Source organism: Fontibacter flavus, assembly GCF_042432905.1.
Lineage (GTDB): Bacteria > Bacteroidota > Bacteroidia > Cytophagales > Cyclobacteriaceae > Fontibacter > Fontibacter flavus.
The window spans coordinates 1-13855 of sequence record NZ_JBHLWI010000015.1 but is presented as its reverse complement, the minus strand read 5'-3'; the positions used below and the strand labels follow the sequence as shown (position 1 = coordinate 13855).

Below are 13855 nucleotides of genomic sequence, written 5' to 3'. Positions count from 1 at the left end.
TAAGTGATAACCGTATTATGAAGAATTTTGACAAGGCCATGGTCGGCCTGGACCTCAGTAAAATGGATGATATTTTGGTCCAAAAAGTGGCCAAATTCTCCAAGCTTATTGGTATAAAAAAACTGTATTTTATCCATGTAGCCAAAAACCTGGCTCTTCCTGAAGAGATCAGCAAAAGTTATCCTGACCTGCTGGCTCCAGCAGATGAATCCATTCGTGCGGAGATCAATACCATCGTCAAACAGCATGAGTTTCCTGCTGAAATTGACATCGAAGTGATCGTCGAAGAAGGCAAACCTATGGATACTGTGCTCCGATGGGCAAAAATCAAGGACGTGGACCTGCTTATCATGGGCAGAAAAGAAGATCTTGAAGGTAGTGGTTCTCTTGCCAAGCATACGGCTCAGCGCGCTCCTTGCTCAGTCATGTTCTTCACGGAGAAAAGTCCGCTTAAAATCCCCGAAAAATTATTGGTGCCTTTGGATTTCTCTGAGCACTCATATATCACGCTACAGTTTGCCAATAAACTCGCTGATGAGTTAGGCTGCAAAATATTGGGAATGCATGTCTTTGCAGTGCCTGTTGGATATTATAAGACAGGAAAGAGCCACGAGGAATTTGAGAAAATCATGGAAGGCCATGCCCAAAAAGATTATCAGGATTTTATCAAAAAGCATAACTTACCTGAATTCGAATGTCTGTTTTTATTGAAGCAAGACGGCAATGAGGGCAGATTTATCATAAAGACAGCCAAAGAACAGCATGCAGATATGATCCTGATGGGCAGTAGGGGAAGAACAGCCTCTGCTGCAGTCTTATTGGGAAGTATTGCCGAAAAACTGGTGAACGTCAACAATCAGGTACCGATGATCATCTTTAAGAAAAAAGGTGAAAATATGGACTTTATGGAAGCCCTGATGAAAATATAATTCAGCCTTTGTAGAAATACAGACAAGCCTGATCTCCAATGCCCTTCTGATTATACAGAAGGGCTTTTTGTTGATACTCCTTCATCCTTTGGGCAGAGGTCAATGAAATATAGAGAGGATGCTGTACGTCCCTTAAGGAAACACCTCCTTTGTATAACTCAGTACCCCAAAACTGGAAAACGGTGCTATCAAATACCACTTTATGGGCTTTGAATCCAAAACCTTCGGCAAGTGCGGTTAGGCCCTTCACTGATGGAATGGTCAAATGTCTTGGCGCATCTAACTGAACCCAATTGATGCCCTCATCTTTCCATACCTGCGCATCGCTCACAGGAATTCTGACCAATAACCAGCCTCCTTTGTTCAATTTGCCAAAGCATTGTTCCAGCACCCGATCAGGGGACTCCATATGTTCTAGAGCATGGTGCATCATGATCAGATCAAAACTCCCTTCCATCTCAAAGACTGACTTTTTAAAAAGACTCAAACGAGGATTTATGGTCTTTTCCCGATCAATAAATGGATCATAGCCTTCCAAATGGATAAATCCTGCCGCATACATTTCATAGAGCAATTGCCCATTGCCGCAGCCCACATCAGCAATACGGGCATGCTTTGGCACTTGCATTTCTACCATCCAATCCCCAAAGACAGGAGGCTGAACGGGTATTCCCACTCTAAAAAGGCTGTACCGAATTAGCTTCAGAAAATTCTTAAATGGGGAAGATTGGACCAGCTCTTGGAAAGAGTAATAATCTTTGGGATAGTAATCACCAAGATTCGCGGGCACATCTACCAATTGTAAACTGCCACATACGCTACAGGATGCATAGTCAAAATGCTCCCCAGAACCGAACATCATCTCTTTGACATGGTGGATGGTAAAATCCCCCTCATGACCACAATATGAACAGCTTAGCCGCTTATCAGTAGGCATTTTCTCTATTCAACATCAGTTCGTGGAATGTTTTCACACAGATTTTGATATCCAACAGCATAGACCAATTTTGGATGTAAAAATAATCCAGTCTGAACCGCGAACGGATCTGATAAGGATTCTCAATTTCACCCCTGAATCCTCTCACCTGTGCCAGGCCTGTAATCCCCGGCTTGATCATGTGCCTGGAATTGTATTTTTCTATCTGATTCTTAAAAATCTTATTCATAGGCAGCGTATGTGGCCTTGGGCCGACAATAGACATATCGCCTAGCAATACATTCAAGAACTGTGGCATTTCATCCAAGGAGGTACTCCTCAAAAACCTCCCGATACGGGTTACCCGAGGGTCATTTTTCACCGCCTGTTTGGAATCTGCATAATCATTGGGAGTCATAGAGCGGAATTTGAGGCAATTAAAGATTTTATTGTTTACCCCATTCCGCTGTTGGATAAAAAAGACAGGCCCTTTGGACTCTAATTTGATCAATAAACCTACCAGTGGAATCAGCCAACTCAAGATAAAAATGGTCACCATCAAAGAGAAAAACACATCGAAAACCCTTTTCATCCACCTGTTAAACAGGTTATCCAATGGAATTTCATTCACATTGATGACAAAAAGGTCTCCATATTTTGAAAAAGAGAGGTTTTTTTCCAATTGAAGAGAATTACCAGGAATCACCTTCACTTTAATGTAATGCTCATCTGCAAAATCAATCAGTCTTTTTACCAGCTGTTCATCAAATAGCTCATTGATGTAGATAATATCCACTTGTTTTTGAACCGCATTCTCAAAAAAACTCTTCATCCCTTCTTTATCCTTTACGAGTCCCTGATCCAAGTCAAAATAACCCAAAAAGCGGATACCGAAATCTTTTCTCTTTTTGAATACACTGGCTAATCGCTTACCCACTTCTCCTTTTCCTACGATAATGGCATTTCGGAAATTGTATCCCCTTGACCTGTATTTTCTCAATATCAAATGAGTACCTACCCTGTAAACACTCGAAATCAGAAATAGTAACAACGACAAAACAGCAAAATAGGCCAGTCTGTTGGCATCCATATAGACAGGCATCCAAACGATGGCCACGATGGCAAGAAACCACACCAAGGAAACCAATAATTTATTGAAAATCTTATCAGGATCTGAGGTTCTGTCCCATCGATAATCCTTTCTCAGCACGGTGATGACCATCCATACCATGATGAAAATTAGAAAAATCCCTAAATCCGGACCATTGTACTGCCAAGGCTGACCCATCAAAAATGAAGTCAACAAAACTGCAATGACCACCATCGCTACATCTCCCAATACAAAGAGCCATGGGAAGAATCTATCGAAGCGTTTTTTCATAAAAGTTCAAACAAATTACCAGGGACAATACGTAAGCATTCAATAAATGTTTTTGGCTCATTTATTGTGCCAATATTTAATACCTTTGACACGAAATTATTGCCAAAAGTAACAACAAATCATTTAGTAATATTAATTTTGCGTGAATTAATTTGTTATCAATCTTGAGATTACGGATTTTCGGATCGCACAATCCTATCATGAAATATTTTAAAGCCATCCTGGCTTCCTCAGATAAACCTGATTCATTGGGCTATGCCTTTAGGAACAAAAGATTCCAGATTTTTGAGCAGCTGATCAATCAGAATTTTCCTAAAGACAAGACGATCAAAGTCTTGGATGTAGGAGGCACCGCCTATTTTTGGCAGGATAGGGATATTGTCCGCTCCGGAAGGTTGCAGATTACCCTTCTCAATTTACATGCTGAAAACAATCTGCCAAATGGCATCAAGAGCTTAGTCGGTGATGCTACTGACTTGTCCCAATTTCAGGATGATCACTTTGACCTGGTTTTTTCCAATTCTGTAATTGAGCACCTATATACCTGGGAAAATCAGCAAAAGATGGCCCAAGAATGCATGCGCATCTGCAAAAAATTCTTTGTTCAGACACCTAACAAACACTTTTTTGTAGAAGCCCATTATGCGATTCCTTTCATCCAATACATACCCAAAGCACTGACCTATACCATACTGACCAAAACACGCATAAGCCGTCTCCGAAAGTGGGATCCCCGGGATGCCAAACAGTACCTCGAGGAAATACGGCTGATCAATAAATCGGAAATGCAGAAACTCTTCCCAGGCGCCAAAATCTACAAGGAAAAAATGCTGGGCATGACCAAGTCATTTACCGCACATAACTTGGATTGAAGCTTTGCCTGCCAAAAATTTGAAGAAACCGACACCAACAAGATAAATCAAAACATAACACCTCTATTCCAACACAATGATGAGCAACGTCAAATATGTACATACTGAAGTAATGCATAATTTAACATCGCCACAAATCATTGTTCCCTATGTGATGGACTTGGTCAACCCAAAATCCGTCTTGGATGTGGGCTGTGGGATAGGTACCTGGCTGCATGCTTTTAAGGAAAATGGCATAGATGATATTTTTGGCATTGACGGGGATTATGTAGATAAAAATTTACTTTCAAAGTATATTTCTACAGATCAATTCAAATCCTTTGACCTGGAGAAACCCTTTGACCTTGGAAGAAAGTTTGACCTGCTCATCAACCTGGAAGTTGCCGAACACCTCAAAGAATCTTCCGCCAAAACCTTTGTGGAAAGCCTTTGCAAGCATGCAGATGTGGTGTTGTTTTCAGCTGCCATTCCGAAACAGGGCGGACAAAACCACCTCAATGAGCAGTGGCCAAGCTATTGGCAAAATCTTTTTGCACAACAGGGTTATGTATTTTTGGATATCATGAGGCCTCTGATTTGGGAAAATGATGCGGTGGAATTTTGGTATAAGCAGAACATGTTTGTCGTGGTGAAATCAGAGCATCCACTTGCCCAGCAACACACCCCTTCGGCAACAGCATTGGTGCATCCTGACTTATTTCATGCCGCTCGCCTGCAACTTGAAAACAAACTGAGCTTCAAAAAAATCAAGAATAAGCTCCTGTCTTTTTTCAAGTAATCATTCTTACCCCTTTCTCAAATCTTGTGTCTTGTGTCTTAACTTGAATTTTGGAATTTGGTCTTTGGATTTTGGATTTTGGTCATCTCAATTCCTACTCACCTTCCCCAATCCGCTCACATTTTCGGTCACCTGCTTGGGATTACCCTTATAATTGACCGCCCCTATCCCGCTCACATTCAAAATCAATTCCTCTTCTGCATGGACTGATATCATGCCAATCCCCGAACTGTACATTTCTACCTTTTGGCAGATCAATTGGGAACCATCAATATTCCCCACCCCTTCATTTTCGAGGTACAGTTCCTGCGAGGCACCTTTCAGCTCCATATTGCCTACAAAATTCAGTTTGGCCTCTATCTTTTCCGCTTCCAGTTCCAGCACAATATTGCCAACCCCCTTACCACTGATCAGGAATTCATCCAGTTCCAGTACAGAAGCGCTTTTGATCTGACCGGCTCCTTCAAACTCCAGTTCGCTCAAGTCCTTGAACTGTAGGTGCACTTCCAGTTTGTCATTTTTACCAAAAGTATTTTTACCATCAGGCAGGCTGATGGTAAGCAGGTCTCCACTTTGCTGAACCTGTAGTTTATCAACCCATTCGGCATCCCCTTCTATTCTGATGGATTCCTCATCACCTTGGCTAAGGTAGAGGTTGACAATTCCGGAAAGCTTCATTCGGGAGAAGCTGTCCAAACTGCGGTTTTCTGTCATGGCATCTCCTTTTTCTTCGGATTGTTGGGGTTGGCAGGAGAAAAAAATAGACCCGATAACGGCGATTATCAAGAGGCTTGTCTTTTTCATAGCTGGGGAGGAAAGGGTTACAGATTTAATTTCTGTCCCAAATCGGACAATAATTTGTTAAATATAGATTTGAGATATTCAATATACTGATTTTTTGAAAGTAAGACACTTTTCCAAAATTCTTATTTGTTCTTTTACTTTTAAAAAGTGAAAGGACATTTTCTTCCACTATTGAGAAGCAAAGCATTTTTACAGCAGAACAAAGGGTCCTTAAATTGTATCATAGAATAAAGGGAAAAAAACCGAAGCCAGAGTTTTCGGGTTTTAATGAGAAAATAATGGGAGAGCTGTATGAATAGGTTGGTGGAAGGCATTGATTTTTTCCTTACAATTAAAAATCCATAGATTTATACATGGGCAAGCCTAAGGACAATAACACGCTTTTTCCAATTTTAGACCTACAGGAATTCCAGGCCAACAACCTGGGAGGGCTCTGCATTTTAGATCATAGCATCCAAGGCAAAAACATCATCGAAACTCCCCATAAACACGACTTCTTTCTTTTTTTCTTAATCGAAAAGGGAAAGGGTCATCATAGAATAGATTTTAATTCATATCCTGTCAATGACCGTCAACTCCATATTCTTCTCCCTGGTCAGGTCCATGACTGGGCTTTGGACAAAAACACAAAGGGATTTCAGTTGATGATCGGGAAAAATGAATTCGAGACTATTGGAGGATATCTATTTTATGCCACCTTCCTCCATACCCAGTATTCCGTTATTGACCTTCAGGAAGAAGAATTCAGGTTGTTATTTCATGAATTTGATCAGATTTACCAGGAATCCCAAAAGCCCGAGCCGGATAAAGACTTGATCCAATGGCGCTGTAAAATTGCCATTAAACTCATAATCAGAGAAAGAGAAAAAAATTCCGATCACTCCAAAAGGCCACTGATACCCGATTTGGTCATGCAGTATATTTCCTTGATTGATAAATTCTACAAGTCTGAAAAATCCATGTCCTTTTATGCGGATCAGCTCCACGTCACCCCAAATTACCTGAACATCATATGCAAAAAATCTTTGGGACAGACGGCTTATAGCCTTATCAAATCCAGAATCGCTTTGGAATCCAAACGCTTACTTTCCATCAGCAGCATATCTGTCAAAGAATTGGCATTTGAATTAGGTTTTAGGGATCCGGCCAATTTTTCCAAATTTTTCAGGGAAGAAACAGGACTATCCCCTAGTGATTTTAGAAAAAAGTGATAAAATTCACCTAATTACACCTGAAATTTATCATTCCATTCCTTGCCCAATGCCTAATTTTGATCTTAAACTTTCCACTATGTCAAACAAGCAGCTCAACAGAAGAAATTTCCTTTCCCAGACCATCGCCCTTACAGGAGCAGGTTTGCTATCACCAAGCTTTGGATTTGCCGACAGCAGCAGTGAAATGTATCCAAACCAGCCCCACTCCAAATTCATGCTTAAAAATGTAAGGATGGAAACAGGCTTTATCCGGGATGAGATCGAAGTCATTGCTACGGAAACCAAGCTTTTCACCATAAAGGTGGAGAATGGGAAAATCATCGAAATTCTTCCGAACAACCCTGTTGCGGATGCGATTGATGCCCAAGGTTACCTGATGCTGCCTGCCATGAAGGACATGCATATACACTTGGATAAAACTTATTATAGCGGACCTTGGAAGGCAAGGGAAAGTAAATTCCGCACCGTCAAAGAGCTGATCGAACATGAGAAAGAGGTCATCCCCACCCTTTTGCCCCATTCTACAGAGCGGGCCAAGAAACTGATTGAACTGCTGCATTCCAAAGGAACCGATTTTGCCAGAAGCCATGTCAACATAGAGCCCACCTCCAAATTGGATTCTTTGAAAAACCTACAAAAAGCCCTAGAGGCCAAAGAAGCTGGTTTTGGGGCAGAACTGGTGGCCTTTCCCCAACACGGTGTCTTTTACTCCGGATCGCAGGACCTGATGCGAGAGGCAGCAGACATGGGTATTGATTTTATCGGAGGCGTGGATCCCTATTCTATCGACGGACATATTGAAAAGACCATGGACTTTACCGTGCAACTGGCATTGGACTATGGTAAAGGCCTGGATATACACCTACATGAAACGGGTGAGTCAGGACTGAAAACAGTGGAGTACCTGATTGCCAAAGTCAGGGAAAACCCGGTATTGAAAGGTAAAACTTACCTCAGCCATTGTTTTATTTTGGGAGCCTTGGACAGCAAGACCCTTGAAGCTACCTGCGAAGCCCTTGCAGATGCGCAGATCGGCATTACCACCACAGTACCGATAGGGTATAATGTGATGCCTATTCCCAAGCTCATAGAGCATGGCATTCCTGTCATGGCGGGTACAGACTGTGTAACGGACCATTGGCAGCCATTTGGGACGGGCAGCATGTTGGATAAGGCCAAGACCATGGCAGAATTATACAGGTACAACCATGAATTTGGATTGTCCCGATGTCTGGGCATAGGCACTAAGGGCGTAACGCCATTGGACAAGGACGGCAATCAGGTCTGGCCCAAAGTCGGGGATGAAGCCAGCTTCAATTTGGTGCCTCCTGTTCCGCCGAAGCCGTGGCCAGGTTATCCCCCGTGAAGCATTTGTACCATAAAGGCAATTTGGTCTTTGAAAGTAAAAATTGTTAGAAGGGCATAAGTCCCAAGATAGGTTTCCTATCAATGGAATGGTATTTGCACGTTTTCAAAGCGTTAAATGAATTTGTAACAACAAACCAAATTAACCATGAAACGTAACGAACTGATTATCAAACTTCAGGAATGTGCCAATGCTTGTTTTCGCTGTGCGGACGCCTGCCTTCAGGAAAAGGACGTGAACCATATGAAAGACTGTATCCAAACAGATCATGTCTGTGGTTCTGTATGCTTGACTACTGCTAAGGTGCTATCAGGGAGTTTCAAAGAAGTAAATGATCTGATCAAGTATTGTGCGAAAATCTGTGGCCTATGTGCTGAGGAATGTGCTAAACATGCTCACGATCATTGTCAGGCCTGTGCCAAAGCATGCAAAAATTGTCAAGAAGCCTGTCTAGCCTATCTGAATAACTAAATTACAGAGCCTGATATATGATGTATCAGGCTTTAATTTTTACCCAATTTAGCGTCTTAGGCTGGACCCAAGTATTGGGCTTGGACTCATAATCTAGGATTATGATTTTTTGCGCTATATTCATATCAGTAAAGCCATGCCCAAAAAGTCAAAACCTACCCTTATCAAACCCTATCCCGAACCGAAAATCTCTGTGCCCAGATTTTCGGAGGCAGAGGGCTTTTATACTACCCCCCAACGCTCTTTCAACATGTCCCAGATCAAGGGCATGAATACCAAGCCTGAGCTTTTGCTCAGAAAGGCCCTTTGGCATGCAGGTGTAAGATACAGAAGCAACAAACAAAGACTCCCCGGCAAACCTGACATCAGCCTCATAAAATACAAGCTGGTGATTTTTGTAGACGGTTCCTTTTGGCATGGGCATGATTGGGAAAACCGGAAATCAGCCATCAAATCCAACCGGGACTTTTGGATTCCCAAAATCGAAAGGAATAGGCAGCGTGACCGGGAGATCAACCACTACTACCTATCCAAAGGCTGGACCGTGTTGCGCTTTTGGGATTTTGAGGTGAAGAAGGAATTGGGGAGCTGTGTGAAAAGGGTGGTGGATGAATTAAGTAAATGAGTAATTGGGTCGACCTTATCCCTCAAGAATTTTAACCAAATCTGTATTGATATAATACACCTCTCTGCCATCCTTGATTTGAACCAAGATTCCAGCTTCTTGTAATTCATTAAAGTATTTATTCAATGTTGTTCTAGAAGATATGTTCAGGCGGTCTCCAAGGAGCTTTGCTTTCATATACGGTTGCCCGAACAATAATTCATTAACTTCTTTATTATACCATTTGATAGTTCTTTTTCCATGTTTAAGTGTGGACTCCATTTGATTCAATATGCTTATTATTAGCTGATTGGTAAGTTGAGCCGTTTGTTCCACAGCATCCAGCATATAAAGGATCCACGGTTTCCATCTACCAGCCTGGGTAACCCCAGCAAGGTGGTGGTAATAATCGTCTTTATGGACGATGATGTATTTAGAAAGATACAATATCGGCTGATTGAGTAATTCCTTTTTGACTAGATACAATAAGTTTAAGATTCTTCCGGAACGCCCATTCCCATCAGGAAAAGGGTGTATAGCTTCAAACTGGTAATGTGAAATACACATTTTTAGGAGTGGGTCAGTATCCGGATCTATAATATCATTTAAATAATCCAGAAGGTTACCCATCAAATTTTCAACAATACCAAGTCCTCTTGGTGGGGTATAGATTATTTCTCCTGCCCTAAATTCACTTTGCCCTCGTCTGATTACTGTCAATGAATGTGGGGGCCTTATTCCCCCTGAGGTATTTTTGATCTGTCTAAAAATTGCTAAGATGCTATCCAAGTCTATTTCTCCTTTTTCCTGAATCCGTCTATACCCTTCCCAAAGTGATTCCCTGTACCGCAACACCTCCTTAGTAGAAGGACTGGCTTGCCCTTCTTGAATAGTATCAGAGACAGCTTTATACAGTTCATCCTGGGTAGTAAAAATATTCTCAATCTCAGAGGATGCCTTTGCCTCTTGGAGGGATATTGTATTGACAAGCATATATGGGTTTGGTAGCCTTTGTACATTGCCATCAACAGAAGCCAATGCTCTAGAAGCACTGACAAGTTTCTTCAATATTTCGACATCTTCTTCTATACCTGTAGGAGGTAGAAGAGGAAGGCTGTTAAAAGGTTTTGTTCTGTCGTAAACCATAGCTTATATATGTTCAGAAAAGATACTTTTTTTGAACATGTCTGAAATATAACCATAATTAGTGGACATATTTTAACCATATGTCCATTTTATTAAAAAAAATGGACATATAGGGTTTTTGTGTCCACTATCAAATCCAACCGCGACTTTTGGAAATCGAAAGGAATATGCAGCGTGACCGGGAGATCAACCACTACTACCTATCCAAAGGCTGGACCGTACTTCGCTTTTGGGATTTTGAGGTCAAAAAGGAATTGGGGAGTTGTGTGAAGAGGGTGGTAGATGTATAAAGTAAATTAAAGTTGAAATAAACCTCAGATTTCATATCCTTTTTCAATCACTTCCAAAAACTCCTTCAAATCTCTTTTGTCAGTTACTTCCTCTTCCGTCCATTCAAAACGCTCAAATTCATGATAGTCATGGTCAATCTCAGGGTCATAAGGATGATACTGCAATCTAGGTAAGAACCAATATTGCGGAACAAAAAACTCATTGGAAATCAATTTCTCTCTTAACTGTTCTGATGCTTTTCGAGGTGGCAAAAAATTAGGATTTGCAAAAACAACCGACCCGAACTGCTTGTAATTCGCTCCGTCACGATATAGGTAGTTTAATTTTAGATTTAAAGGTCTCTTCTTATCTCCGATGGGCATCTGATCCAAAAATTCCTCCAAATCACTTTCTGAATCAAATGAAGCAAGGGGTTCCATGCCAATTTCAAAAAACTGGATCAAGTCAACCAAACTTTCAAAAATCCTAAAATGCTTTCCTTCAAAATTGTACACATAGACTTGTTTGCTTTCCTCGAACCTTACCAAGTTTAAAATTTCTATTGATCTGGAAGGAGAAAGGTATTCTGTGGTAATGGTGATGATTTTGTTCATATTGAATAAGTTTCAAATCAAATATACAACAAAATAGCTTTTTGTAGACTATAGTCCGTGGTACAATAAGCCACATTTTTTCAGATTGCAATATGGACATCAAAGTAGCTTATGGCGAGAAAGTAAAAGCCATTAGAAAAAGTCAGAATGTTTCTCAAGAAAAGCTCGCTGAATTAGCGGACCTGGACCGAACCTATATTTCTGATATTGAAAATGGCAAAAGAAATGTTTCAATAGAAACAGTCTATAAGATCGCCAAAGCGCTTGAAAAACCAATGGTGAGTTTTTTTGAATTCTAAATTTTTATAAAAACATGATTGAAGAAGTAGTAAGTCTTATTAAAGAATGGGCACTTGAATTTGGTGCAAATAATGAAAATGAATTCACAAAATCTTATGTGTATAGAAACAACACTGGATCAGAGGCATTGAAAGATAATGGAGCTTTTTTTGGTTTTCTTCATCCAGATGAAGAAGAAAGAGGTGTATTTCATGATTTTTCATTCACACTCTTCCCTACTGACCAAGAAAAGCCTTGGTTACTTTGCTTAGGTATCGGCTCTAACGGTTTTAAAAAAGATCTTGAGCTCGCCAATAAGCCTGGAATGAGAAGACTATTTTCTCAACTTATTGATAATGAAGGATATTATAAAAATGACTTTAGTGATATTGAATCCGGATTACCAAAAAGCATTACTTCAAATCCAAACCTTCAGCATTTAAAAAAAACGATCAAGACCTATACCAAAGTATTACCTGTTTGTCAAGTAATAAATAACCCTCTTAGCGAAAGCGGAAAATCAAGAATCAAGGCTTTTTTAGCAGCTTATGCAAAAGTGAGAGAATGGGCTTCAAATCAAAATCACAGAAATGCCATATCTAAAGCCCTAAAACCATTTCAAAATGAAAAGTCAGAAGATGACCGAGAGTTAATTTTCGAATTATTGAAAGAAAGAAGATTTGTAATCCTTCAAGGCCCTCCAGGAACAGGCAAGACCACACTTGCCAAAGAAATAGCGACCAAATCATCGGCAAAGAGTTTCTTCACCCAATTTCATGCTGAAACCACATATTCTGATTTCATTTATGGCATAAGACCTAGCCTTAACAGCGATAACCTAACTTATGAAGGTAGAATGGGTAATCTGGCTGAGGCGGTATTGTACTCAAAAGAAAATCCCAATGAAAAAGTAGTTCTTATCATTGATGAAATAAATAGGGCAAACCTTTCCAATGTATTAGGTCCAGTTTTTTATCTCTTTGAACATAAAATGAAAAATGCGGAAGTATCTATTCAGATCACTCCTGAATTAGAAATAAAACAGCTACCCTCAAATTTCTATGTGATTGCTACCATGAATACTGCTGACAGAAGCTTAGCAGTCGTTGATTTTGCTTTAAGGAGACGTTTTGCATGGTATACTGTCAAACCGAAAGCTATTTCAGATTCAAATTTTTATAAAGATGACTTCAATAAAATTGCTGAAATTTTTGACTGGCATGCTACATCCAATGAGTTGAATCTTCAGCCAGGTCAAGGATATTTTCTTGCTGATTCTGATGAGGAAATGGAAAATAGAATCAAGTATGAAATTTTCCCTTTGATTAGAGAGTATTTACAAGAAGGGTTGCTTACTTCTGCTATTGAAGAATTCAATAGTTATTTTATGGATAGGATCAATCAACCTCTTTTCGAATGACAAAAGACCAAGGCTTATTTCATGAAATTCCTTGTTTAACTGAAAGATCTTCAACTATCAGCGGTAAGGAATTACAGAAAAAGGTATTTAAAGGAGCCGATAAAAGGGTCATTGGTCTTTATTTGCAAAAATTTATCCAATACAATTCAGAATTATTCAGCTTTTTGGGAATTGAGGCTAAAATCGAAGGATCGGATCTAGATGCATCTATTTTTTTTAAAACTTCTGAATTCATTGGTACCATCCCACTTAGAGCCCCTGATACAGGGAAGCAGATAGGCGATTTTGTTGTTTCCCCTAGGTTTACTGGAACTAACCGATTTGAAGAGTATGTCGAAATTTTGGACTTACTCGGTGATGAAATTAGTCCTGAATTCATAGATAGTCTCCCATTGGCTTCAAAAAGAGCTATTAGACCCCCGCTGTATTTAGAAGCTGTAAAATTTATTTCAGCCTTAGAAAAACTAGTTAAACAACACTGGAGAAAATTTGACAATAAGGAAATTCAATCATCCCAACCAAGTGGTCAAGTAAATTGGAATAAATAAGCAAACCAAAGTTTTAAAGTTGAACAGAGACTAGTTTACCCGACAAGAAAAAATTTTTTAAGCGAATTCCACTCGGAGTTTAGTGAAATCAGATTTGTATACGACTTGTGCAAATCACCTGACTTCCGCACTGGGACACCCAGATTAAAATCCGAATATTTCTTGTACTGATTTTTGTTCTTCGGTTAGGATTATTGTTTTCTTGATGACTTCATTGTTTGGGGTGATCAAACTTAATTCATG

The 13855-nt window shown here is 40.1% G+C and carries 16 protein-coding genes; 11 read left to right on the top strand and 5 right to left on the bottom strand.

What is annotated here, in order from left to right; genetic code table 11:
* Nucleotides 1-17: 17 nt before the first annotated feature.
* The gene (locus ACFFIP_RS06890) at nt 18-929 is read left to right on the top strand and encodes a universal stress protein (protein ID WP_382386849.1); all 912 of its coding nucleotides are present in this window, start codon (nt 18-20) and stop codon (nt 927-929) included.
* 1 nt (nt 930) lies between these two features.
* Here ACFFIP_RS06890 and ACFFIP_RS06885 read toward each other — a convergent pair whose 3' ends face one another.
* Together ACFFIP_RS06885 and ACFFIP_RS06880 are read right to left on the bottom strand one after the other, a co-directional pair.
* Nucleotides 931-1866 (bottom strand): class I SAM-dependent methyltransferase, encoded by a 936-nt coding sequence (locus tag ACFFIP_RS06885; protein WP_382386848.1) that lies wholly within the window; start codon nt 1864-1866, stop codon nt 931-933.
* Nucleotides 1856-3226 (bottom strand): exopolysaccharide biosynthesis polyprenyl glycosylphosphotransferase, encoded by a 1371-nt coding sequence (locus tag ACFFIP_RS06880; protein WP_382386847.1) that lies wholly within the window; start codon nt 3224-3226, stop codon nt 1856-1858. The genes ACFFIP_RS06885 and ACFFIP_RS06880 overlap by 11 nt, the downstream gene beginning before the upstream one ends.
* A 200-nt stretch (nt 3227-3426) precedes the next feature.
* Between ACFFIP_RS06880 and ACFFIP_RS06875 the strand changes: the two genes are divergently transcribed.
* Both ACFFIP_RS06875 and ACFFIP_RS06870 read left to right on the top strand, forming a co-directional pair.
* Nucleotides 3427-4098, top strand: coding sequence for a class I SAM-dependent methyltransferase (locus tag ACFFIP_RS06875; protein WP_382386846.1), 672 nt, complete (start codon nt 3427-3429; stop codon nt 4096-4098).
* A 76-nt stretch (nt 4099-4174) separates the two neighbouring features.
* Nucleotides 4175-4876: a methyltransferase domain-containing protein gene (locus ACFFIP_RS06870; protein ID WP_382386845.1), complete on the top strand. Its 702-nt coding sequence runs from the start codon at nt 4175-4177 to the stop codon at nt 4874-4876.
* Between the two features lie 87 nt (nt 4877-4963).
* Here ACFFIP_RS06870 and ACFFIP_RS06865 read toward each other — a convergent pair whose 3' ends face one another.
* Entirely contained in the window at nt 4964-5680 is a 717-nt protein-coding gene (locus ACFFIP_RS06865) for a head GIN domain-containing protein (RefSeq protein WP_382386843.1), read from the bottom strand.
* Between the two features lie 353 nt (nt 5681-6033).
* On the opposite strand from ACFFIP_RS06865, the gene ACFFIP_RS06860 reads away from it, so the two are divergent.
* The 4 genes from ACFFIP_RS06860 (at nt 6034) to ACFFIP_RS06845 (ending at nt 9356) form a co-directional block, all read left to right on the top strand.
* On the top strand, nt 6034-6891 hold the full coding sequence (locus ACFFIP_RS06860; RefSeq protein ID WP_382386842.1) for an AraC family transcriptional regulator: 858 nt from the start codon (nt 6034-6036) through the stop codon (nt 6889-6891).
* A 79-nt stretch (nt 6892-6970) separates the two neighbouring features.
* Entirely contained in the window at nt 6971-8260 is a 1290-nt protein-coding gene (locus tag ACFFIP_RS06855) for an amidohydrolase (RefSeq protein ID WP_382386841.1), read from the top strand.
* A gap of 147 nt (nt 8261-8407) precedes the next feature.
* Entirely contained in the window at nt 8408-8731 is a 324-nt protein-coding gene (locus tag ACFFIP_RS06850; RefSeq protein WP_382386840.1) for a four-helix bundle copper-binding protein, read from the top strand.
* Between the two features lie 136 nt (nt 8732-8867).
* Entirely contained in the window at nt 8868-9356 is a 489-nt protein-coding gene (locus tag ACFFIP_RS06845) for a very short patch repair endonuclease (protein ID WP_382386839.1), read from the top strand.
* 15 nt (nt 9357-9371) lie between these two features.
* Here the strand turns inward: ACFFIP_RS06845 and ACFFIP_RS06840 are convergent, their stop codons facing one another.
* On the bottom strand, nt 9372-10481 hold the full coding sequence (locus ACFFIP_RS06840; RefSeq protein ID WP_382386838.1) for a Fic family protein: 1110 nt from the start codon (nt 10479-10481) through the stop codon (nt 9372-9374).
* A gap of 167 nt (nt 10482-10648) precedes the next feature.
* On the opposite strand from ACFFIP_RS06840, the gene ACFFIP_RS06835 reads away from it, so the two are divergent.
* On the top strand, nt 10649-10771 hold the full coding sequence (locus ACFFIP_RS06835) for a DUF559 domain-containing protein (protein WP_382386837.1): 123 nt from the start codon (nt 10649-10651) through the stop codon (nt 10769-10771).
* Nucleotides 10772-10795: 24 nt separating this feature from the next.
* Here the strand turns inward: ACFFIP_RS06835 and ACFFIP_RS06830 are convergent, their stop codons facing one another.
* Nucleotides 10796-11365 (bottom strand): hypothetical protein, encoded by a 570-nt coding sequence (locus ACFFIP_RS06830; RefSeq protein WP_382386836.1) that lies wholly within the window; start codon nt 11363-11365, stop codon nt 10796-10798.
* A 92-nt stretch (nt 11366-11457) separates the two neighbouring features.
* On the opposite strand from ACFFIP_RS06830, the gene ACFFIP_RS06825 reads away from it, so the two are divergent.
* Genes ACFFIP_RS06825 through ACFFIP_RS06815 form a run of 3 tightly spaced genes read left to right on the top strand, consistent with a single transcriptional unit; the run spans nt 11458 to nt 13612 of the window.
* Nucleotides 11458-11664, top strand: coding sequence for a helix-turn-helix domain-containing protein (locus ACFFIP_RS06825; RefSeq protein ID WP_382386835.1), 207 nt, complete (start codon nt 11458-11460; stop codon nt 11662-11664).
* A gap of 14 nt (nt 11665-11678) precedes the next feature.
* Nucleotides 11679-13064: an McrB family protein gene (locus ACFFIP_RS06820; protein WP_382386834.1), complete on the top strand. Its 1386-nt coding sequence runs from the start codon at nt 11679-11681 to the stop codon at nt 13062-13064.
* Nucleotides 13061-13612 (top strand): hypothetical protein, encoded by a 552-nt coding sequence (locus ACFFIP_RS06815; RefSeq protein ID WP_382386833.1) that lies wholly within the window; start codon nt 13061-13063, stop codon nt 13610-13612. The genes ACFFIP_RS06820 and ACFFIP_RS06815 overlap by 4 nt, the downstream gene beginning before the upstream one ends.
* The last annotated feature ends 243 nt before the right edge of the window (nt 13613-13855 follow it).